The organism is Salmonella sp. SAL04162 (assembly GCF_046551535.1).
Classification (GTDB): Bacteria; Pseudomonadota; Gammaproteobacteria; order Enterobacterales; family Enterobacteriaceae; genus Salmonella; species Salmonella enterica.
This window is the reverse complement of sequence record NZ_JBGDVX010000006.1, coordinates 25,540-51,239: the sequence shown is the minus strand read 5'-3', so window position 1 is coordinate 51,239 and position 25,700 is coordinate 25,540. Positions and strand designations below refer to the sequence as shown.

The 25,700-nt window shown below is 53.4% G+C and carries 24 protein-coding genes and 1 pseudogene; 7 read left to right on the top strand and 18 right to left on the bottom strand.

The genetic code is table 11. From position 1 onward, the window contains the following. The first annotated feature begins 23 nt into the window (after positions 1-23). Complete coding sequence (locus ACLJRH_RS13525; RefSeq protein WP_000235555.1) at positions 24-1,007, top strand: quinone oxidoreductase; 984 nt, start codon at positions 24-26, stop codon at positions 1,005-1,007. A 174-nt stretch (positions 1,008-1,181) separates the two neighbouring features. Here ACLJRH_RS13525 and pspG read toward each other — a convergent pair whose 3' ends face one another. The 3 genes from pspG to ACLJRH_RS13510 all read right to left on the bottom strand — a co-directional run bounded on the left by pspG (position 1,182) and on the right by ACLJRH_RS13510 (position 3,988). Further along, positions 1,182-1,424 carry an envelope stress response protein PspG gene (gene pspG / locus ACLJRH_RS13520; RefSeq protein ID WP_000891414.1) on the bottom strand — a complete coding sequence of 81 codons (243 nt, stop codon included), beginning with the start codon at positions 1,422-1,424 and terminating at the stop codon, positions 1,182-1,184. Positions 1,425-1,591: 167 nt separating this feature from the next. Next, complete coding sequence (gene dusA, locus ACLJRH_RS13515) at positions 1,592-2,590, bottom strand: tRNA dihydrouridine(20/20a) synthase DusA (protein WP_001825318.1); 999 nt, start codon at positions 2,588-2,590, stop codon at positions 1,592-1,594. Between the two features lie 87 nt (positions 2,591-2,677). After that, positions 2,678-3,988, bottom strand: coding sequence for a conjugal transfer protein TraF (locus tag ACLJRH_RS13510; RefSeq protein ID WP_023136994.1), 1,311 nt, complete (start codon positions 3,986-3,988; stop codon positions 2,678-2,680). Positions 3,989-4,234: 246 nt separating this feature from the next. On the opposite strand from ACLJRH_RS13510, the gene zur reads away from it, so the two are divergent. After that, positions 4,235-4,750: a zinc uptake transcriptional repressor Zur gene (gene zur, locus ACLJRH_RS13505; RefSeq protein ID WP_000416271.1), complete on the top strand. Its 516-nt coding sequence runs from the start codon at positions 4,235-4,237 to the stop codon at positions 4,748-4,750. 99 nt (positions 4,751-4,849) lie between these two features. Here the strand turns inward: zur and ACLJRH_RS13500 are convergent, their stop codons facing one another. The 5 genes from ACLJRH_RS13500 to ACLJRH_RS13480 form a co-directional block, all read right to left on the bottom strand. Continuing rightward, positions 4,850-5,059, bottom strand: a complete 210-nt coding sequence (locus ACLJRH_RS13500) for a CsbD family protein (RefSeq protein WP_001030592.1) — start codon at positions 5,057-5,059, stop codon at positions 4,850-4,852. A gap of 21 nt (positions 5,060-5,080) precedes the next feature. Further along, the gene (locus tag ACLJRH_RS13495; RefSeq protein WP_010989093.1) at positions 5,081-5,194 is read right to left on the bottom strand and encodes a hypothetical protein; all 114 of its coding nucleotides are present in this window, start codon (positions 5,192-5,194) and stop codon (positions 5,081-5,083) included. Beyond that, complete coding sequence (gene dinF / locus ACLJRH_RS13490; RefSeq protein ID WP_001128113.1) at positions 5,191-6,516, bottom strand: MATE family efflux transporter DinF; 1,326 nt, start codon at positions 6,514-6,516, stop codon at positions 5,191-5,193. The genes ACLJRH_RS13495 and dinF overlap by 4 nt, the downstream gene beginning before the upstream one ends. 178 nt (positions 6,517-6,694) lie before the next feature. Further along, positions 6,695-7,303: a transcriptional repressor LexA gene (gene lexA, locus ACLJRH_RS13485; RefSeq protein ID WP_000646079.1), complete on the bottom strand. Its 609-nt coding sequence runs from the start codon at positions 7,301-7,303 to the stop codon at positions 6,695-6,697. A gap of 108 nt (positions 7,304-7,411) precedes the next feature. Then, positions 7,412-7,780, bottom strand: a complete 369-nt coding sequence (locus ACLJRH_RS13480; protein WP_000002900.1) for a diacylglycerol kinase — start codon at positions 7,778-7,780, stop codon at positions 7,412-7,414. A 170-nt stretch (positions 7,781-7,950) separates the two neighbouring features. Between ACLJRH_RS13480 and plsB the strand changes: the two genes are divergently transcribed. After that, positions 7,951-10,371 (top strand): glycerol-3-phosphate 1-O-acyltransferase PlsB, encoded by a 2,421-nt coding sequence (gene plsB / locus ACLJRH_RS13475; RefSeq protein ID WP_001631823.1) that lies wholly within the window; start codon positions 7,951-7,953, stop codon positions 10,369-10,371. A gap of 98 nt (positions 10,372-10,469) precedes the next feature. Here plsB and ubiA read toward each other — a convergent pair whose 3' ends face one another. The 5 genes from ubiA to malK form a co-directional block, all read right to left on the bottom strand. Further along, entirely contained in the window at positions 10,470-11,342 is an 873-nt protein-coding gene (gene ubiA / locus ACLJRH_RS13470; protein WP_000455251.1) for a 4-hydroxybenzoate octaprenyltransferase, read from the bottom strand. A gap of 13 nt (positions 11,343-11,355) precedes the next feature. Then, complete coding sequence (ubiC, locus tag ACLJRH_RS13465; RefSeq protein ID WP_023136995.1) at positions 11,356-11,853, bottom strand: chorismate lyase; 498 nt, start codon at positions 11,851-11,853, stop codon at positions 11,356-11,358. A gap of 180 nt (positions 11,854-12,033) precedes the next feature. Beyond that, positions 12,034-12,951: a maltose operon protein MalM gene (gene malM, locus ACLJRH_RS13460; RefSeq protein ID WP_000782497.1), complete on the bottom strand. Its 918-nt coding sequence runs from the start codon at positions 12,949-12,951 to the stop codon at positions 12,034-12,036. A gap of 163 nt (positions 12,952-13,114) precedes the next feature. Then, on the bottom strand, positions 13,115-14,470 hold the full coding sequence (locus tag ACLJRH_RS13455; RefSeq protein WP_001594897.1) for a maltoporin: 1,356 nt from the start codon (positions 14,468-14,470) through the stop codon (positions 13,115-13,117). A gap of 88 nt (positions 14,471-14,558) precedes the next feature. Next, entirely contained in the window at positions 14,559-15,668 is a 1,110-nt protein-coding gene (gene malK / locus ACLJRH_RS13450) for a maltose/maltodextrin ABC transporter ATP-binding protein MalK (RefSeq protein ID WP_000179176.1), read from the bottom strand. Between the two features lie 361 nt (positions 15,669-16,029). On the opposite strand from malK, the gene malE reads away from it, so the two are divergent. Further along, the gene (gene malE, locus ACLJRH_RS13445; RefSeq protein ID WP_023136996.1) at positions 16,030-17,220 is read left to right on the top strand and encodes a maltose/maltodextrin ABC transporter substrate-binding protein MalE; all 1,191 of its coding nucleotides are present in this window, start codon (positions 16,030-16,032) and stop codon (positions 17,218-17,220) included. Here the strand turns inward: malE and ACLJRH_RS13440 are convergent. Beyond that, positions 17,169-17,309: pseudogene (locus ACLJRH_RS13440) on the bottom strand (hypothetical protein); the annotation flags it as partial. The gene malE and the pseudogene ACLJRH_RS13440 sit on opposite strands and share 52 nt — an antisense overlap. 42 nt (positions 17,310-17,351) lie before the next feature. On the opposite strand from ACLJRH_RS13440, the gene malF reads away from it, so the two are divergent. From malF to xylE, 3 genes are all read left to right on the top strand, one after another. Next, positions 17,352-18,896, top strand: a complete 1,545-nt coding sequence (malF, locus tag ACLJRH_RS13435; RefSeq protein WP_000382565.1) for a maltose ABC transporter permease MalF — start codon at positions 17,352-17,354, stop codon at positions 18,894-18,896. Between the two features lie 14 nt (positions 18,897-18,910). Further along, complete coding sequence (gene malG, locus ACLJRH_RS13430; protein WP_001252081.1) at positions 18,911-19,801, top strand: maltose ABC transporter permease MalG; 891 nt, start codon at positions 18,911-18,913, stop codon at positions 19,799-19,801. Between the two features lie 319 nt (positions 19,802-20,120). Then, positions 20,121-21,596, top strand: a complete 1,476-nt coding sequence (xylE, locus tag ACLJRH_RS13425) for a D-xylose transporter XylE (protein ID WP_023136998.1) — start codon at positions 20,121-20,123, stop codon at positions 21,594-21,596. Between the two features lie 45 nt (positions 21,597-21,641). On the opposite strand, the gene psiE is transcribed toward xylE, so the two are convergent. The 4 genes from psiE to ACLJRH_RS13405 form a co-directional block, all read right to left on the bottom strand. Continuing rightward, the gene (psiE, locus tag ACLJRH_RS13420; RefSeq protein ID WP_000982752.1) at positions 21,642-22,052 is read right to left on the bottom strand and encodes a phosphate-starvation-inducible protein PsiE; all 411 of its coding nucleotides are present in this window, start codon (positions 22,050-22,052) and stop codon (positions 21,642-21,644) included. Positions 22,053-22,194: 142 nt separating this feature from the next. Beyond that, on the bottom strand, positions 22,195-24,291 hold the full coding sequence (locus ACLJRH_RS13415) for a YjbH domain-containing protein (protein WP_023136999.1): 2,097 nt from the start codon (positions 24,289-24,291) through the stop codon (positions 22,195-22,197). After that, on the bottom strand, positions 24,291-25,028 hold the full coding sequence (locus ACLJRH_RS13410; RefSeq protein ID WP_001647081.1) for a capsule biosynthesis GfcC family protein: 738 nt from the start codon (positions 25,026-25,028) through the stop codon (positions 24,291-24,293). Before ACLJRH_RS13410 ends, ACLJRH_RS13415 begins: the two co-directional genes overlap by 1 nt. Beyond that, the gene (locus ACLJRH_RS13405; RefSeq protein ID WP_000824805.1) at positions 25,025-25,663 is read right to left on the bottom strand and encodes a YjbF family lipoprotein; all 639 of its coding nucleotides are present in this window, start codon (positions 25,661-25,663) and stop codon (positions 25,025-25,027) included. Before ACLJRH_RS13405 ends, ACLJRH_RS13410 begins: the two co-directional genes overlap by 4 nt. Positions 25,664-25,700 lie beyond the last annotated feature (37 nt).

Here is a 25,700-nt window from a genome sequence, read left to right as displayed (position 1 = left end):
ACCACATTTCTTTTGGAGGAAGCATGGCAACGCGTATTGAATTTCACAAGCATGGTGGTCCGGAAGTGCTTCAGACCGTGGAGTTTACGCCAACGGAACCGGCGGAACACGAAATCCAGGTTGAGAACAAAGCCATTGGCATCAACTTCATCGACACCTATATCCGTAGCGGACTCTATCCGCCCCCGTCGTTGCCTGCGGGCCTGGGAACCGAAGCTGCGGGTGTGGTCAGTAAAGTCGGCAACGGCGTGGAGCACATTCGCGTGGGCGATCGCGTCGTCTACGCGCAGTCAACGCTCGGCGCTTACAGTTCCGTCCATAACGTCCCCGCAGATAAAGCCGCGATTTTACCTGACGCCATTTCCTTCGAACAGGCGGCAGCCTCTTTTCTCAAGGGATTGACCGTTTTTTACCTGTTGCGCAAAACCTATGAAGTGAAACCCGACGAACCCTTCCTGTTTCATGCCGCTGCGGGCGGCGTCGGTCTGATCGCCTGCCAATGGGCGAAAGCGCTGGGCGCGAAGCTTATCGGTACCGTCGGTAGCGCGCAAAAAGCGCAGCGGGCGCTGGACGCTGGCGCCTGGCAGGTAATTAATTACCGTGAGGAGAGTATTGTCGAACGGGTAAAAGAGATCACCGGCGGCAAAAAAGTCCGCGTGGTCTATGACTCCGTGGGGAAAGATACCTGGGAAGCCTCACTGGACTGCCTGCAACGTCGGGGACTGATGGTCAGTTTCGGCAATGCGTCCGGCCCCGTCACTGGCGTGAATTTAGGTATTCTGAATCAGAAAGGTTCCCTGTATGCCACGCGACCTTCACTACAGGGGTATATTACAACACGTGAAGAACTGACCGAAGCCAGCAATGAATTGTTCTCATTGATCGCCAGCGGCGTGATTAAAGTTGATGTGGCTGAAAATCAACGCTATGCGTTAAAAGATGCCCGTCGCGCGCATGAGGTGCTGGAAAGCCGGGCCACACAGGGCTCAAGCCTGCTGATTCCGTAATAGCTCTGCAAAGAAATTGGGCTTCCACCTGGGAAGCCCTTTCTTTTTTTGTTCGGCTGTATGTAGGGTACAGCGCGATGAATTCGTTACCTGCGCAATCATGACAGATTTAATAATCGATTCCTATTTGCCTGTGAGGGCAAAGTTCCAGGTTGTGACGAACCGCTCAATACCTTAGTAAAACCGACGGTTATTGCGCTGATACTGTGGGATTTTTGGCGTTTTTACTGCTTTGATCACCCACACCACAGCCACCGCCAGCAGTAGCCACGGTAACAGCTTGATCATCAGGGCGAACATTCCGCCCAGGAACATGACGGCAGTCGCTACAACCAGCGCGGCCAGAATGCCCAGCAAGGAGACGCCCGTCACCATTAACATCAGAAAAAAGCCAAGCACAAAAAGTAGTTCCAGCATAGTCGCTCCCCATAAAGATGGCATTGCCCGGCGGCACGGCGCTTACCGGGTTTGGTCAGGTAAGCTATTACAAAAATCATGCCAATATTTATGTTTTTGATATATAAAGAAAACGCCCTGCAAGACTGCACAGAGCGTGGTGAGATTGACTAATTTTTGGCGAACTTTTAACGCTTGTCTGCTACCAGTTTTAGCGCCTGCTCCAGTACAGCAACATCCGCGCCAGCTTTATGGGCGTTTTCGCTCAGATAGCGACGCCACTGCCGCGCGCCGGGGATGCCCTGGAACAACCCCAGCATATGGCGAGTGATATGCCCCAGATACGCTCCCTGGCTCAATTCACGCTCAATATAGGGATACATCGCGCGAACCACCGCAACCGGGTCGGCATCGGTGGTATCGGCGCCAAAGATCTCCCGATCCACCGCGGCCAGTATACCCGGATTCTGATAAGCTTCGCGGCCAACCATGACGCCATCCATATGGCGCAGGTGCTCCTTCGCCTCTTCCAGCGATTTGATGCCGCCGTTAATGGACATGGTCAGGTGCGGAAAATCCCGCTTTAGCTGGTATACGCGCGGGTAATCCAGCGGCGGGATCTCACGATTTTCTTTCGGGCTTAAGCCAGAAAGCCAGGCTTTGCGCGCATGGATAATAAACATCTCGCATTCGCCCTGACCGGAAACCGTATTGATGAAATCACACAGAAACGCATAGCTGTCCTGATCGTCAATACCAATGCGGGTTTTTACCGTCACCGGAATCGAGACGACATCACGCATGGCTTTAACACAATCGGCGACCAGTTGCGCATTGCCCATCAAACAGGCGCCAAACATACCGTTTTGCACGCGATCGGAAGGGCACCCCACGTTGAGGTTAATTTCATCGTAGCCACGCGCTTCCGCCAGCTTTGCACAATGCGCAAGCTGAGCCGGATCGCTTCCACCAAGCTGTAGAGCGACCGGATGCTCTTCTTCGCTGTAAGCCAGATAGTCACCCTTACCGTGAATAATTGCGCCCGTGGTCACCATTTCGGTGTAGAGCAGCGTCTGGCGAGACAGCAAACGCAGGAAATAGCGGCAATGTCTGTCCGTCCAGTCGAGCATAGGCGCGATGGAGAAGCGATAAGCAGGAAAAGCGGAGGACTGGGTTTCAGGCTGCATGGCGAATAAATAAGCATCCGGTTAAAAAAGGGGCGTTACTATAGCATAACGCTAAACCGGAGGCGTAGCGCCTCCGGTGAAAGCACCTCAGAATGTCATTGTAAGCTGCGCGCCTGCCCCCCAGGTTTCATCTTCGCCGTACAGTCCCATTAAGTCGAGATGCACGCGGTTAAAGGGCGCAAAGCCAAGACCGCCGGTAACCACATTGCTATCGTTATTTTTCACATCCGCACGATACCCTGCGCGCACCGCCAGCCATGACAACGGTCGAACTTCAGCGCCGACACCCACGTACTGTGAATTGTCTTCGCTCTTAAAGCCTTTCGTTTCCGTCAGATCGCCATCGGCACTTACGGTCAGCAAATCGTTATGCCATGCGATGCCCGCGGTAACCAGGGGGCGGATTTGGTATGTATCTTTGTAGTTGGTGGTTTCTCCCGTCATACCATTAGTGATGTAAATATCTTTCGTATCGATATCGCGAGATACCAGATTTTGCCCGCTCAGCCCCAGCGTCCAGTTTTCACCGATATCGGCAGCAAGCCCCGCATCAATGTTAAAACCCGTATCATCATTGCGATAACGGCTGCTATTCCAGTCGCTACTGTCGTAGTTATAAATTGAGGTGGTGTAGTTATAGAGCCAGGTTTTTTGCAGTTTTGGCGTAACGCCAATGGAAACAGGCACCTCGCCCATCACAAACTGCTTCGCCAGCGCAATACCGTAGTCAGATACAATCGCTACCCGCCCCGACGCGGTAGAGTTTAAATGCTTTGTAATTTCGTCAGACCCCAGCAAAGCAGCGCGTCCTGCTTCACGAAGCGCGACACGTTCATCATGCTGGATATCGCGCAGATACTGAATATCGTTCTGATCAATGGACGAACTCACGCGCCCATGCGCATAACCTTTGGCGATAAACGCCACGGAAAGCGTTTGCCCTGGAATACTTACCGCCAACCCGGCGCCGGCATTGGCGCGGGCGGTTTTTCCGTTGAGATATTCCAGCTCATCGGCCAGGTCGCGCGCGGCGCCCTGAAATTGATTCAGCACGTCTCGCGGATTGAGCAGAATTTGCCCCAGCGTAAGGTTATCGACGACCTCATCGTAGTAATCCACTTTATCGCTGATATCGTCAATTTCATCCTGGAGATTGTCTTTATCCGTAATCTGGACGCCGACCGCAGGAAGGACAACAGTGATATTGTCTTCCGGTTTGGCTTTTGCCAGTAACGCCGGATTTAACAGTACTCCGCTGCCATAATTCGCGGACGCGACGCCCGTCCCGCCCATTGCGTCATTACGCGCTTCCGTCCAGGTATTGGCGGCGCTCGCCTGCTTTGCCATAAAAAGCGAGACCGCGATAGCAATCAGTGAAAGTTTGACGTTTTTGTTCACAGTTAGCCCATCTTATTATCAGGTGAAGTAATCCCTCCGCCACGCTTTACCGGACAGAGGCGAACTATTGCTGTGAAATAGTGATGTTAAATCCTGTTGTTATAATATCGACCCTCATTATGTATAGATGAGAATACTGGCGCGGAAAAGCTTAGCAGGCGATATATTGTCGCGGGGTAATTTCAGAGTTTTAAGCAGCTCGTGGTAAAGTAACGGATTAGACTTTCATGCCATTCGAGGTGCTACATGGAAAAGACCACAACGCAAGAGTTACTGGCGCAAGCTGAAAAACTCTGCGCGCAGCGCAACGTGCGCCTGACGCCTCAGCGCCTCGAAGTGTTGCGCCTGATGAGTCTGCAACAGGGTGCCATCAGCGCATACGATTTGCTCGATTTGCTGCGCGAAACGGAACCACAGGCCAAACCGCCCACCATTTACCGCGCGCTGGATTTTTTGCTCGAACAGGGTTTTGTCCATAAAGTGGAATCCACCAATAGTTATGTGGTTTGCCACCTGTTCGACCAGCCAACGCACAGCTCGGCCATGTTTATCTGCGATCGTTGCGGCGTGGTGAAGGAAGAGTGTGCCGAGGGCGTGGAAGACATCATGCATACGCTGGCGGCTAAAATGGGCTTTGCGCTACGACATAACGTTATTGAGGCGCACGGTCTGTGCCCTGCGTGCGTAGAAGTGGAAGCGTGTCGCCATCCGGGCGACTGTGGTCACGATCACTCGGTGCTGGTGAAGAAAAAACCGCGTTAGCCTGAACGGAAAAACGGGCGGCAGTAGAGAGGGGCACGCCCGCATTCATAAGCAAACAGTGGGAAGCACATCCATGTACTCCTGGTAGGGGAAAACATATTACCAGCGATAGTTGTTACGGGTTTCCCAGTCAACAACCTCTTTTTCCGCCTGATCTTTCTGGTAACCGTAACGCTCCTGGATTTTACCTACCAGTTGGTCGCGTTTACCTTCGATAACGGTCATATCGTCATCGGTCAGTTTGCCCCATTGTTCTTTCATTTTACCTTTAAACTGTTTCCAGTTACCGCCGGCTTCGTCTTTATTCATCATCTTGTCCTCATCATTCGGTTAGGAATAGCAGGTGTTATTCGCCCAAATGCTCTGCAATTTCTGCTGGACGTGATAATAATTGTAGGCAGGAATTCGGCCTTCGGTTTTATATTCAGAATTTTTAACCGTCACGATCTGGCAAACCATGTACCCTCGCGCCAGTGACGACGCCAGATAAGGCTCAACGACAGACCGCGAAGCGCCAGGAACACGGTTAATGCCAGCCATAAACCATGATTTCCTAATACCGGCAGGGCGAAGAGCGTCAGCGCAAATCCTCCCGCGGCGACTGCCATGCTATTGCGCATTTCGGCGGCGCGCGTCGCGCCAATAAACATACCGTCGAGCAGATAGCACCATACGCCCACCAGCGGTAATACCACCTGCCAGATAAGATACCGATCCGCCAGTAGCTGTATTTGCGGCAATGAGGTCAGTAACGCGACAATATGTTCGCCTGCCAGGGCATAGACTGTGGAAAACAACAAGGCCACAATTCCTGACTGACGACACGCCGCTCGCCAGACGTCCAGTAGCTTGCTACCGTCACGCGCGCCGTAAGCCTGACCGGAGTGCGCCTCCACCGCATAAGCAAAACCGTCCAGCGCATAGGCCGTAAAGGTGAGTAAGGTCATCAGGACTGCATTTACCGCGATAATATCGCTGCCCAGCCGCGCGCCTGACACCGTGATTGCGCCAAAACAAAGCTGAAGGAGCAATGAGCGCAGCATGATATCGCGATTGAGCGCTAAAAGGCGGCGCACGTTGCCGCGCCAGGCCTGTTTTAGCATATCCAGCGACACACCGCGGAGATGGAGAACTTTACGTACCATCATGAGGCCGATCAGTAATGTGGCATATTCTGCGATGACCGTCGCCAGGGCGGCGCCCTGCACGTTCATATGAAGTCCCATCACCAGCCACAGGTCGAGCGCGATGTTGAGGATATTGCCCACGACCAACAAGATAACCGGCGCCCGCGCATACTGAACGCCTAACAGCCACCCGAGCAGCACCAGATTCGCCAGTGACGCGGGAGCGCTTAGCCAACGAATTTCAAGGAAGCGTCTCGCCTGCACCAGGACAGCGTCGTTCCCGCCGACAATATGTAAAGCCAGCTCGATAAGCGGCGTGCGAAATAGCACAATCATCACGCCTGCGCCCAGCGCCAGCAATAACGGTTGAATGAGCGCCCGGGCTAACGCCTGCGGATTTTTGGCGCCAAATGCCTGCGCCGTTAGGCCGGTGGTGCTCATACGTAGAAATAGCAGCAGCATGAAAAGAAAGCTGGTGGCAGTCGCGCCCACCGCCACGCCGCCCAGGAAAACCGGGCTGTCCAGATGACCAATCACCGCCGTATCGACCAGCCCCAGTAAGGGGACGGTGATGTTAGAAAAAATCATCGGCAGCGCGAGACGCCAGAGAGCTTTATCAGAGGAGGTAAAAAGCGGCATGGAGAAAAGCCTGACAAGGAGTTAAACGAAACGAGCGCATTGCCGGATGGCGACGTAACGCCTTATCCGGCCTACAAATTAATCATCTCAGGAACTGCATTCCCGTAGGCCTGATAAGCGCAGCGCCATCAGGCTGCACGATTGCCGGATGACGGCTTACAAGGAGATTAAAAAGAGATTACAACCATTCCCCGTTGCGAATGACGCCTACCGCCAGCCCTTCAATCGTAAAGCTTTGTTCGCGCAGATCCACCACTATCGGTGTAAACTCACTGTTTTCCGGCAGCAACTCCACTTTATTGCCCTGCTTTTTCAGGCGTTTTACTGTCACTTCATCGTCAATGCGAGCGACAACCACCTGGCCATTACGGACGTCCTGCGTTTTATGTACCGCCAGCAAATCCCCATCCATAATACCGATGTCTTTCATCGACATACCGCTCACGCGCAGCAGGAAATCGGCGCTGGGTTTGAACAGTGAAGGGTCGACCTGGTAATGGCCTTCAATATGCTGCTGCGCCAGAAGCGGTTCACCCGCCGCGACACGCCCGACAAGCGGTAATCCGTCCTCTTCTTCCTGTAACAGACGGATACCTCGCGATGCGCCGGAAACGATTTCAAGCACCCCTTTGCGCGCCAGCGCTTTAAGGTGTTCTTCCGCAGCGTTTGGGGAACGGAACCCCAAACGCTGCGCGATTTCCGCACGCGTCGGTGGCATACCTGTCTGGCTGATGTGATCCCGGATGAGATCAAACACCTCTTGTTGCCTGGCCGTTAACGCTTTCATTCCGCCCCCTGGGTGTATATACAGTCATGCTGTGAGTATATACAGTTAAAGGTGATTTTGGAACCACAAACGGCGCAAAAAACAAGAGATTTATAAAATTTGGAACCTTTATCGAAAATGTGACCATAACAGGATGCCCCAGGTCATCAGGGCAACGAAAATAGACAGTAGCACCGCAGCCGATCCCATATCTTTCGCACGGCCGGAAAGCTCATGGTATTCAGAACCGATGCGGTCCACGACCGCTTCAATAGCGCTGTTGAGGATTTCAACAATCATGATAAGTAAAACGGAACCTATCAATAACACACGGGTAATCGCATCCACATCCAGCCAGCAGGCGATGATGACGCCCAGCAATACCGCGATACTTTCCTGGCGAAACGCCGCTTCGTGAGTCCATGCGGCGCGAAATCCTTTCCAGGAATATCCTGCCGCTTTGATAATTCTGGTGAATCCAGTGGTATTATTGGCCATCAAAAGAACCTTTTTACATTATTAACGTCAATGACATTATACGGTTGCCCTGCACGATTCGGACTGCCGTAACGCAGCGCGAAGTATGACGGGATACAACAGAAATTCGCTAAACTTTCTGATATCCTTGCACCGCATTTGCATTATTAACCAGAGGCTTTACATCGTTTATGTCCGGCTGGCCACGAATTTACTACAAATTACTGAATTTACCATTAAGCATACTGGTAAAAAGCAAGTCTATTCCGGCGGAACCCGCCCAGGAATTGGGGCTCGATACTTCTCGCCCCATTATGTATGTCTTGCCATACAACTCAAAAGCGGACTTACTGACGCTGCGGGCTCAATGTCTGGCGCACGATCTCCCGGATCCGCTGGAGCCGCTGGAGATCGACGGCGCGCTGCTGCCACGCTATGTATTTATTCACGGCGGACCGCGTGTCTTTACCTATTACACGCCAAAAGAAGAGTCGGTGAAACTTTTTCACGATTATCTCGATCTGCATCGGAGTAATCCGGCTTTGGACGTGCAGATGGTGCCCGTTTCCGTGATGTTTGGCCGCGCGCCGGGTCGTGAAAAGGGAGAAGATAACCCGCCTTTACGTATGCTGAACGGCGTACAGAAATTCTTTGCCATCTCCTGGCTGGGTCGCGATAGCTTTGTCCGATTCTCGCCGTCCGTCTCATTGCGTCGTATGGCTGATGAACACGGCACCGATAAAATCATCGCGCAGAAGCTGGCTCGCGTGGCGCGTATGCACTTTGCTCGCCAGCGCCTGGCGGCGGTTGGCCCACGCCTGCCCGCCCGTCAGGATCTGTTTAACAAACTGCTGGCCTCGAAAGCGATCGCCCGCGCGGTAGAAGACGAAGCGCGTAGTAAGAAAATCTCTCATGAAAAAGCGCAGCAAAACGCCATTGCGCTGATGGAAGAGATCGCGGCGAACTTCTCTTACGAGATGATTCGTTTGACCGACAGGATTTTGGGGTTTACCTGGAACCGACTGTACCAGGGGATTAACGTGCATAACGCCGAGCGCGTACGCCAACTGGCGCACGACGGGCATGAAATCGTCTATGTACCCTGTCACCGCAGCCATATGGACTATTTGCTCCTTTCTTATGTGCTGTACCATCAGGGACTGGTTCCGCCGCACATTGCCGCCGGTATTAACCTTAATTTCTGGCCCGCTGGCCCAATTTTCCGTCGTCTGGGCGCGTTCTTTATTCGTCGCACCTTTAAGGGGAATAAACTCTATTCCACCGTCTTTCGCGAATACCTGGGCGAGCTGTTCAGCCGCGGCTACTCGGTTGAGTATTTTGTCGAAGGAGGACGTTCGCGTACCGGACGTTTGTTAGATCCGAAAACCGGCACCCTGTCGATGACTATCCAGGCGATGCTGCGCGGCGGTACCCGTCCAATTACGTTAGTGCCTATTTACATCGGCTATGAGCACGTCATGGAAGTGGGCACCTATGCGAAAGAACTGCGCGGCGCGACAAAAGAGAAAGAGAGCCTGCCGCAGATGCTGAAAGGCTTGAGCAAGCTGCGCAATCTGGGTCAGGGCTACGTTAACTTTGGCGAACCGATGCCGCTCATGACGTACCTGAACCAGCATGTGCCGGAGTGGCGCGAATCTATAGACCCTATAGAGGCCATACGCCCAGCCTGGCTGACGCCGACGGTAAATAGTATCGCCGCCGATCTGATGGTGCGTATTAACAACGCTGGCGCGGCAAACGCGATGAACCTGTGTTGTACCGCGCTGTTAGCGTCGCGTCAGCGCTCGCTCACCCGCGAGCAGCTCACCGAACAGCTTGATTGCTATCTCGATCTGATGCGCAATGTCCCTTATTCCACAGACTCAACCGTTCCTGCCGCCAACGCTGGTGAGCTCATCGCTCACGCGCTGCAGATGAATAAGTTTGAGGTCGAGAAAGACACCATTGGCGATATCATCATTCTGCCGCGCGAGCAGGCGGTGTTGATGACCTACTATCGTAACAATATCGCGCATATGTTGATTATGCCTTCGCTGATGGCGGCGATTATCACCCAGCATCGTCGCATTTCGCGTGATGCGTTGCAGCAGCATGTTGAAGCGCTCTATCCGATGTTAAAAGCGGAGCTGTTCCTGCGCTGGGAGCGCGAGGAGTTAGCCTCGGTCATTGACGCGCTGGCCAGTGAAATGCAGCGTCAGGGGCTAATTACCCTGCAGGATGATGAACTGCATATCAACCCGGCGCATTCCCGTACGCTGCAACTGCTGGCGGCAGGCGCGCGCGAAACGCTACAGCGTTATGCCATTACGTTCTGGCTGTTGAGCGCCAATCCGTCCATCAACCGCAGTACGCTGGAGAAAGAAAGCCGTACCGTGGCGCAACGTCTGTCTGTCCTGCACGGTATTAACGCGCCGGAGTTTTTCGACAAAGCGGTGTTCAGTTCACTCGTGTTGACGCTACGGGATGAGGGTTATATCAGTGATACGGGCGATGCCGAACCGGCAGAAACGATGAAGATATATCAGATGCTTGCCGATCTGATTACCTCTGATGTCCGTCTGACGATTGAAAGCGCGACGCAGGGCGAGTAAGCCAGTGCCTGAAATGCCCGATGGCGTAAGCTTATCGGGCAACTGATATGACGTATTGAAAATTTTGGCTTTGTAGGCCGGGTCCGCCCGGCATGACATCAGAAGTGCCAGTAACTCATCGCCAGCCCTAAAAATAGCACCAGGCCAACGTAGTTATTGTTCATAAAGGCTTTAAAGCAGGCTTCACGTTCACGGTTCGCAATCAGTTTTTGCTGGTAGACAAACAGCGCGCCCGCCACCAGCACAGACCAGTAATATCCCCATCCCAGACCATTCAACCAGCCGATCAGCGCCATTAACGCCATGACGCCAAGCTGCAGAATCCCGATAATCAATGTGTCATAACGACCAAACAGGATCGCCGTCGATTTAATGCCTATCTTGATATCATCATCTCTGTCGACCATCGCATATTGCGTATCGTAAGCCACCGCCCAGAGAATATTGGCGAGGAACATCAGCCAGCAGCTCAACGGCAGGGATTCGCTCACCGCGGCGAACGCCATGGGGATTGACCAGCCGAAAGCGGCCCCCAGCACGACCTGCGGCAGGTGGGTGTAGCGTTTCATAAAGGGATAAACCCAGGCCAACGCCAGCGCCGCCACGGAAAGCAGAATCGTCATGGCGTTCAGCGTCAGCACCAACAAAAACGCCAGTAGCACCAGCACCACAAACAGGTTGCGCGCTTCTTTCTCTGTCACGGCGCCGCTGGGTAAAGGCCGGTTGACCGTACGTTTCACATGTCCGTCAAATTTACGATCGGCATAATCATTTACCACGCAGCCCGCCGCGCGCATTAACCACACGCCAGCGACAAAAACCGCCAAAATCCACAGCTGAGGCATACCCGGTGTCGCCACCCATAGCGCCCAAAGCGTCGGCCAGAGCAGCAGCAACGCGCCAATAGGCTTATCTGTACGCATCAAACGGTGAAACGCCAGCAGCTTACTCTGCGTCAGACTCCACTCCATCTTTATCTTCCTCTCAGTACAGCGGCGATGCAGGTAAAAAAAGCTCGGTAAGCAACAGTGGCTTTCCGCTCAACCGCAGTCGAGAGCGGCGCCCCCACAGCGTTGCATCGCGTCCAATTTCAATAAAATCGCGGGTCAGTGTCGATGATGTAAATAGATAACGTCCAAGCGGGGTTTTACCCAGATGTTGTAAGACCTGTTCAGGTCCGCACAGCGTGGATTCCGGTACCACGGTACGTCCGGCAAGCCAGGGCTCGCCGTCAGCGCAAAGCAGTATCTCACGTAACCAGTAACGGGATTCGGATGGCAGTAAACCTGACACTTCCTCGACCTCACTTTGGCCGACAAACGCTTCCCGAATCAGCGTCACGCTTACCCGCTTTCCCAGTTGCTCAAAACGTTTAGTCATAGAATCTTCCAGCAACAGCCAGTCCAGCAAATGGGGTTCAAGCGCAGGAATCGCATCAAAATAGCGCAGCGCACGCAGTTGCGTTAACGCAGGGTGTGACATGCCTTACTCTCCGATTCATAACCTAAAGTCATTGTATCTCAGAAAAGACATTACGGGGGGCGCAATCACAATTAAGTGATCTGTTGCGCAACAAAAAAATAACAATTCGCATGAAATGATAAAAAAAGGTGCGCCAGGAGACGCACCAGTTGCTGCAAAATCAGCACTGTGGGGAAACAATTACCCCTTGCCTTTTACACTGCTGATAAAGGTGGAACGGGCAGATGTCGATCCCAGACGTTCGGCCTCATCAAGCAGTTTCAGCGCTTTATCGACGTCGCCTTTCGCTACGGCATCCTTAATCGCTTTATTAAAGTAGCTTTCCGTATCGTTCAACATCGGTTCGCTTTTCTTCGGCGCGACTGGCGCTGGCGCAGCGACCGGCGCGGCGGTATTGCCTACCGTTACCGGCCCGGTACCGGACGAGCCAAACAACGGCCCGACCAATACGCTGGAGCTACTGTTGGTTTTCACCTTCAGTTTCACCACGCCGTCAGTGGTATGGCGAGCAACTGGATCGGGAATATCCGGGATAGAGTTACCGACGCCTTTGGCATAGGCTTTTGCCGGATCGAGCAGCGTAGTGGTTTGCTGAAGATCTTTTTCGGTCGTAAACACCAGAACATAGAGTTTCTGCTGCCCCAACGCAGGCGTCAGGCGCATCACGCCTTCCAGCCGGTCTGCGCTCATGACGCCCGGCTGCTGATAAGTAAAGTAACTGCTGGGGAAGAATGCCGAAGGCGTCATATTTTGGTCAAGAATCAACACGTTTGGCGCAAAAACGCTGGCTTGCTTATTGACCTCGCTGGTCAGAGTTAATGTCAGCTCGCCGATATTCGCCGGAACGCTATAAGCGGCGACCGGGCCGGTAATGCCGGCGACGTCAAGGCGCTGGCCGCCAGTCGCCAGTTGGGTAGACTGCGTTTTTGACTGATCTACAGGCGTCCAGGTTAATTGCTGTAGCGCAGCAGCAGGAATAGCAGGCGCGGCGCTGGTATTTTGCGGTACATAGTTCACTTCCGCCAGGCTGATACCCGGCACGCTGGCGAACAGCCCTGCGGTTAAACAGAGGGCAACGAGACTTTTCTTCATTTTCATTATTCTCACCTCAATAAGGCGGGTTCAGCGGTAGCCAGGCAATAGCGCGCCAACCCAAACATATCGCCGAATGGCGGCTGGCGCCTTATTCGGCTTACAAGCATCATCAGACCTGATGTTTCAGAGGGGCTTGCGCCCCTCGTTACGTCAGATGACCATCGTATTACCACCAGATTTCCATCTGGGCGCCGAAGGTCCACTCATCGCTATCACCACGGCTGGTGGTATTGAAACCGCTGTTGCTTGCGGCGGCATAACGTAAGGTTTTATCACCATCTTTGATATAACCCCATTTCTCATCCCACTTCGCATAAGTCGCAAACACACGGATAGCCGGGCGCGACCAGATGCTGTCGCCTGCCTGCCACTGTTGCGCCAGGGTGATTTTGTATTGGTTGTTATGATCGCCAGTTTGCTGAGATTTCACGTTGTCATAACCCACTTCCAGCAGGGTACTCATGATTGGCGTCCATTTGAACATCGGACGTACGCCTACAGTCCACCAATCGGTACCGAGTTTATTGTCCAGGTCTTGTTTCTGGAACATACCGACGTACATCAGATCCCAACGATCGCCCAGCGAAATCGCGCCGTGATCCAGCACGCGCCATAGTTTGCCGTTGTTATTGACGTAGTCGTCAACGTGGTGGATGACATTACCGTCATCGTCTTTTGTATCATAGGCATACCCATAGGTACCCTGCGCCCCGCCTTTACCCTGCGTGGTCATCGCGTCAGTCGCATACTGAAGGACAAACTTGTTGTAGCCTTTCAACATGCTTTGGGTATGTTCCGCGGTGAACATCCAGCCGTCTTTAGTTGCGCCATCAACATAGCTGTAGCCGTCGCTCTTATTCGCCCGACCATAGTCAACGCCCAGTTCCAGCACGCCATCCGGATTGGTCTGCAAGCCTGCTAAACGGACATCGAAAACATCGTTCGCGGTATCTTTAGAAGTATCGTAAATATTTTGGCTGCTGAAGGTGTAAGAACCGCCCGCTTCCTGAGAGCGGGTCGCCGCCAGTGAAAGCTTACCGAAGCCCAGATCGATATTTTCGATACCCGCGCCAGGACCTGAAATATCCCAGTAGTAGAAGTCGATCATGTGTACGTCATGACGCTGATAGAAGCGCTTACCGGCCCAGATGGTAGAGCCCGGCAGCCATTCAATCAGGTTTTTACCCTGCACGTTCGCTTCGCGGAAGGCGGGATCGGTCGATTCCCAGTCGTTCTGCTGGTTAACCGAATAGGCGACGTTGGTGTCGAAATAGAAGCTCTTATCGCCCTCTTTCCACACTTCCTGGCCCAGTTTCAGTTCCGCATAGGTTTCACATTCGTTACCGAGACGGTATTTACTTTGTGCACCGGTCACCTGGAAACATTGTTGTTCGCCGCCGCTTCCCGTCCAGCCAATACCGGAACGGGCGTAACCGTGGAAATCGACAGCCATTGCCTGAGCGGACATTACGCCCGCTGCGACAGCAACCGCCAGAGGGAGTTTGCGCAGAGTAATCATCATTCTATCTCCTGAGATCATTGCTTTTCTTTAAACGCTGCCACCTTCTAAAACTGCGAATGGTTTTGCGTTTCGTTTTTTTATGGAGGCCTTAAACACCCGGCTCTTGATGCAGACGACGACATGCGCTGCCATCCTCGCGGAACAGATGACAGCGCTCTGGCGGCAGGCCGATAGCGAATGTGGCGCCCTCTTCTACCAGCACCACGTCATTCTGGCGATAAACCAGGTTTTGACGGATGGCGGGGATCTGGATATGAATTTGTGTTTCGTGCCCTAACTGCTCGACCACCTGGACTTCACCTTCCAGGGTGACATCGGCGATATCGCTCGGCAGCAGGTGTTCCGGCCGAATGCCTAAAGACATATTGGCGCCGACCTGCACGCCGCGACTTTCGACCGGCAGCCAGATTTGCTGGCGATTCGGCAGTTCGACCTGGACTTGTTCAATCGCGGTGGCGGTCACTTTCACCGGCAGGAAGTTCATCTTCGGCGAGCCGATGAAGCCCGCGACAAAGCGGTCCGCCGGATAGTGGTACAGCTCCAGCGGCTTACCGACCTGCGCGACGCGACCGGCGTCCAGCACCACGATTTTGTCGGCCAGCGTCATCGCCTCGACCTGATCGTGGGTGACGTAAATCATCGTGCGGCCCAGACGTTTATGCAGGCGAGAAATTTCAATGCGCATCTGCACGCGTAGTGCGGCATCCAGGTTAGAGAGCGGTTCATCCAGCAAAAACACACGCGGCTCCGCTACCAGCGTGCGGCCAATCGCTACGCGCTGACGCTGACCGCCGGAAAGCGCTTTTGGCTTACGTTCCAGCAGATGCGCCAGTTGCAGCACTTCCGCCACCTGGTTGACGCGTTGATTCATAACCTCTTTTTTGGCGCCCGCCAGCTTGAGGCCGAAAGACATGTTTTCTGCAACGGAGAGATGGGGATAGAGCGCATAAGACTGGAATACCATGCCCACGCCGCGCTCGGCAGGCGGAATATCATTCATACGGGTTTCCCCGATAAACAGGTCGCCACTGGTAATGGTTTCAAGCCCGGCGATCATACGCAGCAAGGTCGATTTACCACAGCCTGACGGTCCGACAAACACCACGAACTCCCCGTCATGGATATCGAGGTTAATATCTTTCGATACCACCACGTCACCCCAGGCTTTCGTTACATTTCGTAGCTGTACGCTCGCCATGCCCTTCTCCCTTCGTTACAACCTGTCATTGACAGCAACATTCATGATGGCCTGACTATGCGCGATCCCTGACTGGGGTAAATCCTCCACCCCCCGGCTTTTTTATGGGGGAGGAGGCGGGAGGATGAGGGCACAGCGCCTGAGACCACGGGCGCGGGCAGAAAAGGAATTTCGTGATGCCGCCCGCAAAAATCGGCGTGTTTTTATGTGCGCCAGCACGCATTACTCACATTTATGTAACACAGATCACATAAAGCCGGGGTGGGGCGTAGGGGCGGGGAGGATGGAAAGAGGTTGTCGTATAAAGAAACTAGAGACCGTTAAACCACCTCTGTGTACATCACCAAAAAGGATGGGAGATATGAAGATTAAAACTGGCGTAGGCATCCTCGCATTATCCGCACTTACGACGATGATGATTTCCGCCCCGGCTCTCGCCAAAATTGAAGAAGGTAAACTGGTTATCTGGCTCAACGGCGACAAGGGCTATAACGGTCTGGCCGAGGTCGGTAAAAAATTTGAGCAAGACACCGGCATTAAAGTGACCGTTGAGCACCCGGATAAGCTGGAAGAGAAATTCCCGCAGGTGGCTGCCACCGGCGACGGTCCTGACATTATCTTCTGGGCGCACGACCGTTTTGGCGGCTACGCGCAGTCTGGTCTGCTGGCGGAGGTCACTCCGGATAAAGCGTTTCAGGACAAACTCTATCCGTTCACCTGGGATGCGGTACGTTATAACGGCAAGCTGATCGCCTACCCCATCGCCGTTGAAGCCCTCTCCCTGATTTATAACAAAGACCTCGTCCCGAACCCGCCGAAAACCTGGGAAGAGATCCCGGCGCTGGATAAAGAACTAAAAGCGAAAGGGAAGTCGGCGATAATGTTCAACCTGCAAGAGCCGTATTTCACCTGGCCTTTGATCGCCGCTGACGGCGGTTACGCGTTCAAATTTGAAAACGGCAAGTATGACGTGAAAGACGTTGGCGTCGACAACGCCGGCGCGAAAGCGGGTCTGACTTTCCTGATCGATATGATCAAGAACAAAAATATGAGCGCCGATACCGATTACTCCATCGCCGAAGCAGCCTTCAATAAAGGCGAAACGGCAATGACCATCAACGGCCCGTGGGCATGGTCGAACATCGACAAGAGCAAAGTCAACTACGGTGTCACCCTGCTGCCGACCTTCAAAGGCAAACCCTCGAAACCGTTCGTCGGCGTGCTGAGCGCGGGGATTAACGCTGCCAGCCCGAATAAAGAGCTGGCGAAAGAGTTCCTCGAAAACTACCTGCTGACCGATCAGGGTCTGGAAGCGGTGAACAAAGATAAACCGCTGGGCGCCGTGGCGCTGAAATCTTTCCAGGAGCAGTTAGCGAAAGACCCCCGTATCGCCGCCACCATGGATAACGCCCAGAAAGGCGAGATCATGCCTAATATTCCGCAGATGTCCGCCTTCTGGTATGCGGTACGTACGGCTGTGATCAACGCCGCCAGCGGCCGTCAAACCGTGGATGCCGCGCTGAAAGATGCACAAAGCCGTATCACTAAGTAATGCCGCGAGCCTGTGCCGGATGGCGGCATAAATGCCTTATCCGGCCTACAACACACCGTAGGCCTGATAAGCGCAGCGCCATCAGGCACATCTCCGGCCAGGAAGTTTCAACGCTGTAGAGGAAAACCCCCATGGATGTCATTAAAAAGAAACACTGGTGGCAAAGCGACCAGCTTAAATGGTCAGTAATTGGTCTGCTGGGCCTGCTGGTGGGTTACCTTGTAGTTTTAATGTACGTACAAGGGGAGTATCTGTTCGCCATCATGACGCTGATTTTAAGCTCTGCTGGCTTGTATATTTTTGCAAATCGTAAAACCTACGCCTGGCGCTACGTTTACCCTGGCCTCGCCGGTATGGGGCTGTTTGTGCTATTCCCGCTGGTGTGCACCATCGCCATCGCCTTTACTAACTACAGCAGCACCAACCAGCTCACCTTTGAACGCGCCCAGCAAGTGCTGATGGACCGTTCTTATCAGGCAGGAAAAACCTATAACTTCGGTCTTTACCCGGCCGGCGACGAGTGGCAACTGGCCCTCACCGACGGAGAAACGGGCAAACATTACCTGTCTGACGCATTTTCCTTCGGCGGCGAACAAAAATTACAGCTGAAAGAGACCGATGCCCTACCGGGCGGCGAACGCGCCAATCTGCGGATAATCACCCAGAACCGTCTGGCGCTGAACCAGATAACCGCCGTCCTGCCGGATGAAAGTAAAGTGATTATGAGCTCGCTGCGTCAGTTTTCCGGTACCCGTCCGCTGTACACACTGGCTGATGACGGCCTGCTGACCAATAACCAGAGCGGCGTAAAATACCGGCCAAACAACGATAGCGGTTATTATCAGTCGATCAACGCCGACGGAAGCTGGGGTGATGAAAAACTCAGTCCTGGTTATACCGTTACTATCGGCGCGAAAAACTTTACGCGCGTCTTTACCGACGAAGGGATCCAGAAGCCTTTTTTCGCTATCTTCGTCTGGACCGTGGTCTTTTCGGTTCTCACTGTGGTGTTAACCGTGGCGGTTGGGATGGTATTGGCCTGCCTCGTACAGTGGGAAGCGCTGAAAGGTAAAGCTATCTACCGCGTCCTGCTGATTCTGCCCTACGCCGTACCGTCGTTTATTTCAATTTTGATTTTCAAAGGGTTATTCAACCAAAGCTTTGGCGAAATCAATATGATGCTGAGCGCGCTGTTTGGCATTAAACCTGCCTGGTTCAGCGACCCCAACACCGCGCGGGCAATGGTGATTATCGTGAATACCTGGCTGGGCTATCCCTACATGATGATCCTGTGCATGGGACTGCTGAAAGCGATTCCGGATGACCTGTACGAAGCCTCCGCAATGGACGGCGCCGGTCCATTTCAGAATTTCTTTAAGATCACCTTACCGCTGCTGATTAAGCCGCTAACGCCGCTGATGATCGCCAGCTTCGCTTTTAACTTTAATAACTTTGTCCTGATTCAGTTATTGACCAACGGCGGGCCAGACCGTCTCGGCACCACCACGCCTGCCGGTTATACCGATCTGCTCGTCAGCTACACCTACCGTATCGCCTTTGAAGGCGGCGGCGGTCAGGACTTCGGTCTGGCGGCGGCCATTGCCACGCTGATCTTCCTGCTGGTAGGCGCGCTGGCCATCGTGAACCTGAAAGCCACGCGTATGAAGTTTGATTAAGGGAGATAATAACAATGGCTATGGTCCAACCCAAATCTCAAAAATTACGTCTCTTCATCACGCACCTGGGGCTGCTGATTTTCATCGCGGCGATCATGTTCCCGCTGCTGATGGTCATCGCTATCTCGCTACGTGAGGGGAACTTCGCCACCGGAAGCCTGATCCCGGATAAAATCTCCTGGGAACACTGGCGGCTGGCGCTGGGTTTCAGCGTGGAACATGCGGATGGTCGGGTAACGCCGCCTCCCTTCCCGGTCCTGCTGTGGCTGTGGAACTCGGTGAAAATCGCCGGTATTACCGCCATCGGCATCGTGGCGCTCTCCACCACCTGCGCCTACGCTTTCGCACGAATGCGTTTTCCAGGTAAAGCAACACTGCTCAAGGGGATGCTGATTTTCCAGATGTTTCCGGCGGTTTTGTCTCTGGTGGCGCTGTATGCGTTATTTGACCGCCTGGGACAATACATTCCATTTATCGGTCTGAATACGCATGGCGGCGTGATCTTCGCCTATCTTGGCGGCATTGCGCTGCATGTCTGGACGATTAAAGGCTACTTCGAAACTATCGACAGCTCGCTGGAAGAGGCCGCCGCGCTGGATGGCGCAACCCCGTGGCAGGCATTTCGCCTGGTGCTGCTGCCGCTTTCCGTACCGATTCTGGCGGTGGTGTTTATTCTGTCGTTCATCGCGGCGATTACCGAAGTTCCGGTCGCCTCGTTGTTACTGCGCGATGTGGACAGCTATACGCTGGCCGTGGGTATGCAGCAATATCTCAACCCGCAAAACTATTTGTGGGGCGACTTTGCCGCCGCCGCCGTCCTTTCCGCTATTCCTATCACCCTGGTGTTCCTGTTGGCGCAGCGTTGGCTGGTCAACGGCCTGACGGCAGGGGGTGTGAAAGGTTAAGTCTTATCGAAGTACCTGCCCGGCAACGGGCAATGCCACTGCCCTCAACTTATGTTATCCCCACTTATGGTCGTATTTTGGCGCTCTTCGGAGCGCTTTTTTTATGTTATTTTGCATTGCTGTTACGATTATTTCCTTTCGTGGCCCCCATCACTGCAATTATATTTACCGCCTGAAAACAGACAAATTAAACAGAATTAAGATCACAGAAAAGACAAAACATAATTGCAATGTAAAAAATGATAATTGTTTTCCCTGCCTGTTAAATTCACCATCACGACACTGATCAAAAGAGCTGTATCCTCTAAGGCAGGTCTGAATGAACACCCACTATAATTCCCGCTATATTTTTTCCATTACCTTAGTCGCAACATTAGGAGGGTTATTATTCGGCTATGACACTGCCGTCATATCCGGAACGGTAGAATCCTTAAATACCGTGTTTGTCGCTCCGCAACATTTAAGTGAATCCGCCGCCAACTCGCTATTGGGCTTCTGCGTCGCCAGTGCGTTGATTGGCTGCATCATCGGCGGTGCGCTGGGCGGTTATTGCAGTAACCGCTTTGGTCGTCGGGACTCGCTGAAAATCGCCGCTCTGCTGTTCTTTATTTCCGGTATTGGCTCCGCATGGCCAGAATTAGGATTTACCACGATTAACCCAGATAATGCCGTACCTGTTTATTTGGCCGGATATGTCCCCGAATTTGTTATTTATCGCATCATTGGTGGTATTGGCGTTGGTTTAGCCTCAATGCTCTCACCGATGTATATTGCTGAACTGGCTCCAGCGCATATTCGTGGGAAACTGGTTTCCTTTAACCAGTTCGCCATTATTTTTGGTCAACTGTTGGTGTATTGCGTTAACTATTTCATTGCCCGCTCTGGTGACGCTAACTGGCTGAATACCGATGGCTGGCGATATATGTTTGCTTCAGAAAGTATTCCCGCCCTGCTGTTTTTACTGCTGCTGTATACCGTACCGGAAAGCCCGCGCTGGCTGATGGCACGTGGCAAACACGAACAGGCGGAGGGCATTCTGCGCAAAATTATGGGTAGCAGCCTCACTACCCAGGCCATGCAGGAGATCAACCAGTCTCTGGAGCATGGTCGTAAAACCGGCGGACGCCTGTTGATGTTTGGCGTGGGCGTGATAGTCATTGGCGTGATGCTGTCCGTCTTCCAGCAGTTTGTCGGCATTAACGTCGTGCTCTACTACGCGCCGGAAGTGTTTAAAACGTTAGGGGCCAGCACCGACGTGGCGCTCTTGCAGACCATTATTGTCGGCGTAATCAACCTGAGCTTCACCGTGCTGACCATCATGACGGTAGATAAATTTGGTCGCAAACCGCTGCAAATTATTGGCGCATTGGGTATGGCTCTTGGGATGTTCAGCCTTGGCACCGCGTTTTACACCCAGGCTTCCGGGCTGATAGCGCTGCTGTCGATGCTGTTTTACGTCGCCGCATTTGCCATGTCCTGGGGACCGGTTTGTTGGGTGCTGCTGGCAGAAATCTTCCCGAACGCGATTCGTGGCAAAGCGCTCGCCATTGCCGTCGCCGCGCAGTGGCTGGCGAACTACTTCGTCTCCTGGACCTTCCCGATGATGGACAAAAATTCGTGGCTGGTTTCCCATTTCCACAACGGTTTCTCCTACTGGATTTACGGTTGTATGGGTATTCTGGCGGCGCTGTTTATGTGGAAGTTCGTGCCGGAAACCAAAGGCAAAACGCTGGAAGAACTTGAGAAGTTATGGACGCCAGCAGAAGAGAAAACGCCGAAAGCCGCCATACAATAAGCTGATTTATCGCCACGCCGTACGTCCGTTACGGTGTGGCGACGCCTATTCTCGCCGTAGTCGGTTCGAATTACATAACCACAACGTGATAACCAACAGGAGGATCGCCGCCGAATAGAGTAATACATCCATTGGCGTTTTATGATCGACAATGATCAGGCGCACAATCGCCGTGATCCCAATGTACACGAAATAGCGCAGCGGAAAGTGAAGGCCAGACTTAAAGTACTTCACAATCAGCGCAATAAATTCGAAATAAAGAAAGTAGATCACCAGCCCTTCCACCAGTTCATATTTGCTGGCTTGCTCAGGCACGAATAATGCATCCGCCAGATGCACCGTCTCTTTACCGAGAAAAACGACCAAGATCAGACCGAGGGTAAGCAGCCCCAAATTTAGTACGTTTTGTAAAATCGTGGCGATAAACTCAAGACGTGAGCGCGATAATGGCATCATAACAGCCCCCTCTTTCTCTGCGGCGAGGTTTCTGTATAACGCACAAATGTGACGAGCATCTATATTTTTTATTTATGTTTATATTTTGTTCAATAAGATAATTTGCCGGATAGCGCTTTGAACGCCTTATCCGGCCTGAGTATTAACGGAAATTTACGCTCCTGTCACTGGTCATATCATACAGGCCAAACTTACGCCCAAGCTGTTGACCACCGTCACGCGTCAGCGGCGTCCAGCCAATTGCCGCACGACTTCGGGTTGGGCCGGACGAGAAGAGATCCAGCGGCACGGAAACATATACGCCTTTGGTAAAATCCCCTTCCCCATATTCATCCGGCGACGCATCGGTAATCGTCGCGTAACCGCCGACAACGACGCCGCTATCGAAGCGTTTGGCGATCTCCAGCGTACCGCCTTTATCGCCCGCCAGATACTGACCAACGCTGGCTTTCACCAGCACATCCTGGGCGAACGACGGCGTCCAGTATGCGGTCAAATGTCCGGTCTTCACGCTGTAATCGGTAAACTTCATCATATCCTGCGCGCTACGCCAGTCACGCTGTTTCACGTAGTTGGCATCCAGACCAAACGCCCAATTGCTGTCTATCGGGCGATACAGGACTTCCGCCCCGGCACCGCCAAACATGGTCTCCAGATAACCACCGTAGACCTGCCCATAGAAACCATTGCCAAAATACTGGAAGTAGTTGGCCTGTAGGTTATTCACATAAACATCATTCTGCACATACTCACGGACATGCGTACGCACCCGCGGCAGATGTGAATCCTTCGGCGGATTGGTGTAGTTAAATTTGTCGTAGTTGTTGGCGATATTGGCAAACACGCTGCCCGTGGTGAGCAGATGATCCGTGACCCACAGATCCGCAGTTCCCATTACGCCCAACTGATACATATAGAAGTTTTCCGGGCCGCCTACCGACTGATTCAGCACGGGATCAAGATGAAAATCAACGCGCGACTTGTCGATATACCAACCCTGTTCAGTACTCTCTGGCACGATCGGCTCCACGCGTTTTTGCGCCAGCGGGGTTTCATGTCCCAGCGGTTCGCCTTCCAGATGGCGTTTCAGGCTGGCGACATCGGTTTCAGTGGTGACCTGCGGCAGATTAAGGCGGTTTTCCGTCACGCGGATCGTGCGGATCCCCTCCGGCAGATCGTTCATGACGATCCGGTTAGCGCGCACGATCCCTTCACGGGAGTCGCGGTACTTCATCTGTTCACCGGTAACGTATAGCGTATCGCCTTTGACCTGGATTTTCGGGTCCGCCAGACCGGCATTATATTTCAATAACGTTAATTGATTAGCCACTACCGAATGTTGCAGGATGGCATCCTGCGGCTGTGGTCGGTATTGCGGGCGTGAATTGTCATGATAAGCGGGACGTAAATCGTTGAAATTGGTGCGCAGCGTAACGCCAAACATAAAGGTGTTGCCGCGCTCGTAGCTGAGGTTAACGTCGGCCCAATCGGTGACGCGGTAAATGGCGCCGACGTTAAACTTGCTCTTCTGCTCCAGTTTACCCGCAAAATCCTGCTGATAGTTATTGCCTTCATACTCCAGTTTCAGGCGTAGCGGTTGCCACGGGGTCTGGTATTCCACGCCGCCAAACAGCGAGGCCGGGCCGTGAAACATATCGCTACCGTCGACGGAACCTGCCTCTTTATAACTGTTATCACGCGAACAGAATTTATCACTATACGAACAGAAAGGATTAGACACATTGCCGCTGGTGCCAAGATAGCCCCAGCCGAGACCTAATGAAAAATCAAACGGCCCCCAGGCCTTACTCGCTACAATATATTCCGCATCAAACAGCCCCGTCCCGCCGATATCGCGCGCGCCAGCCGCCACCTGCGGCATCCAGTAACTCTCTTCCCACAACCGCAGTTTCACATCAAACGCTTTATCTTTGTAAGTCTGGTCGCCGGAGAATGATTCCACGCTGCTGTACTTTTTCGTACGGACATCGGTATAGCGCAACGTGGTTTCCAGCCACGGGAAAAGCTGAACCGAAGCCGAGTAGTAGCGGTACTGATCGTTATCGCGATAGTTCAGGCTCATCTCCCCTTCACGCGCCATACGCGCTGTCGGCGTTTGCAGCAGGCCCACGCCGCCAAAGTCAGATTGTGAAGGCCCAACAGGGGCTGGATATGTTTCGGCATGGCAGGCCGCGCTAATACCCAGCGCCAGCACGCTGAGCAGATGTGTTTTTTTCATTATTCCGGTATCCGCTGCGTCAGGGTATGAAGAATGTCGGCATTTATCGCCTCCGGCGTGCCGCGCCAAAGGGAATCGGCAAAACCGACAAAAATAATGCTGCCGGGCATTGGCTCGATATGACGTTTATTCCAGTAAGCCACCGGCGCTTTTTGGCTGCGTCCATCAGGGTAAACCACCCAGGCATAGCTACGATCCGCGCCGCTGAGTAAGCGCTGACCCTCAAGATAACTGGCGACGTCCCGCCCAGGGACGAACGGCTGGCTGCCCGGCTGGCTAATCAAGCCAAAGAGCGTCACCTGCGTGGGTTGCGGCCCGACCCAGAGCGTGTAGTGACCTTGCAGCGGCGGGTTACCTCGTTCGCTCACCCGCACCACGTCAGGATCAAGATTCACGAATTGTCTGCCCGTCACCTTCACCGCCTGAATCTGTCGGCGCAGTGTATTTATCGCCGCCGCCGCATCGCCGTCTTCTTCAGCGCTGAGCGCCGCCAGTCGCCCGAGAAGTTCCTGTTGCTGTTGACGCGCCGTCACGGTCGCCTGTTCTTCGCCTATCACCGCCGCAGGCCACCAGTTCGTTGCCAGGCGCGGCTGTCCGACTAAATCGAGCAGACGTTCAGCGTCTGTCAGCGTTTTAGGCTCGCTATTACCTTGGGTAAAAACGGTAACAGTGCCGCTGGCAAAGACGGATGACGCGATAAAGGCCAGCGCCAGCGCGCTTATCGTCCTTTTCATCATGATTTTGCCGCCTTAATCAGCGTGGTTTTCACCGGAAAGTAATTCGCGCCCAGATACTGTTCCGTCTGGCGAATTTGGCCTTCGCCATCAACCCAGTAGCGATTACGCCAGCGCGTTTGATCGGTCGTCACTTCTTCATCTAACACCCGCACGGCGGTCTCTTCACTGCCGACGTTCACGCTATCGGTCCCTCGCCATGTAAAAACGGAGCGGGCGGTGGCGTAACGCACCTGGCGATGTTCGGTCCAGCCCAGGGTGCGAGTCCAGGTCGCGCCATCGATAATCTGTCCTGGTTTCGCCAGCGGGTCGGCCGCCAGATTATTCACATCGATCAGGTTGTCGCCGCTGAGCAGCGTTTTGACCAGACGGCCATGCTGCGTCACGATCGTCGCGCCATCCTGCGTCACCCATTTCTGCTGCCCGTTTTCCGAGAAAGCGAGCACCACAAACAGTTGAGGACCGCCGTTAAGCTGCATGTACTGGCTGGCATAAGGCATGTTTTGAATATCGTCATCCGTTAGCTGTACGCCTGGCGTACCGAACAAACTGTCCCACAGTGAATCGCCCAAGCCTTTAGTGGTGGCCGAACACGCCTGTAATAGCAGGCAAATCAGGATAAGTGCGAGTCGCTTCACGACGCTTCTCCAGAGGGGCAAAATAACCACACCGGAG

Coding starts and splice junctions, on each gene's coding strand:
- ACLJRH_RS13525 (WP_000235555.1), top strand. CDS start 24: ATGGCAACGCGTATTGAATTTCACAAGCATGGTGGTCCGGAAGTGCTT.
- pspG (WP_000891414.1), bottom strand. CDS start 1,424: ATGCTGGAACTACTTTTTGTGCTTGGCTTTTTTCTGATGTTAATGGTG.
- dusA (WP_001825318.1), bottom strand. CDS start 2,590: ATGCAGCCTGAAACCCAGTCCTCCGCTTTTCCTGCTTATCGCTTCTCC.
- zur (WP_000416271.1), top strand. CDS start 4,235: ATGGAAAAGACCACAACGCAAGAGTTACTGGCGCAAGCTGAAAAACTC.
- ACLJRH_RS13500 (WP_001030592.1), bottom strand. CDS start 5,059: ATGAATAAAGACGAAGCCGGCGGTAACTGGAAACAGTTTAAAGGTAAA.
- dinF (WP_001128113.1), bottom strand. CDS start 6,516: ATGCCGCTTTTTACCTCCTCTGATAAAGCTCTCTGGCGTCTCGCGCTG.
- lexA (WP_000646079.1), bottom strand. CDS start 7,303: ATGAAAGCGTTAACGGCCAGGCAACAAGAGGTGTTTGATCTCATCCGG.
- ACLJRH_RS13480 (WP_000002900.1), bottom strand. CDS start 7,780: ATGGCCAATAATACCACTGGATTCACCAGAATTATCAAAGCGGCAGGA.
- plsB (WP_001631823.1), top strand. CDS start 7,951: ATGTCCGGCTGGCCACGAATTTACTACAAATTACTGAATTTACCATTA.
- ubiA (WP_000455251.1), bottom strand. CDS start 11,342: ATGGAGTGGAGTCTGACGCAGAGTAAGCTGCTGGCGTTTCACCGTTTG.
- ubiC (WP_023136995.1), bottom strand. CDS start 11,853: ATGTCACACCCTGCGTTAACGCAACTGCGTGCGCTGCGCTATTTTGAT.
- malM (WP_000782497.1), bottom strand. CDS start 12,951: ATGAAAATGAAGAAAAGTCTCGTTGCCCTCTGTTTAACCGCAGGGCTG.
- ACLJRH_RS13455 (WP_001594897.1), bottom strand. CDS start 14,470: ATGATGATTACTCTGCGCAAACTCCCTCTGGCGGTTGCTGTCGCAGCG.
- malK (WP_000179176.1), bottom strand. CDS start 15,668: ATGGCGAGCGTACAGCTACGAAATGTAACGAAAGCCTGGGGTGACGTG.
- malE (WP_023136996.1), top strand. CDS start 16,030: ATGAAGATTAAAACTGGCGTAGGCATCCTCGCATTATCCGCACTTACG.
- malF (WP_000382565.1), top strand. CDS start 17,352: ATGGATGTCATTAAAAAGAAACACTGGTGGCAAAGCGACCAGCTTAAA.
- malG (WP_001252081.1), top strand. CDS start 18,911: ATGGCTATGGTCCAACCCAAATCTCAAAAATTACGTCTCTTCATCACG.
- xylE (WP_023136998.1), top strand. CDS start 20,121: ATGAACACCCACTATAATTCCCGCTATATTTTTTCCATTACCTTAGTC.
- psiE (WP_000982752.1), bottom strand. CDS start 22,052: ATGATGCCATTATCGCGCTCACGTCTTGAGTTTATCGCCACGATTTTA.
- ACLJRH_RS13415 (WP_023136999.1), bottom strand. CDS start 24,291: ATGAAAAAAACACATCTGCTCAGCGTGCTGGCGCTGGGTATTAGCGCG.
- ACLJRH_RS13410 (WP_001647081.1), bottom strand. CDS start 25,028: ATGATGAAAAGGACGATAAGCGCGCTGGCGCTGGCCTTTATCGCGTCA.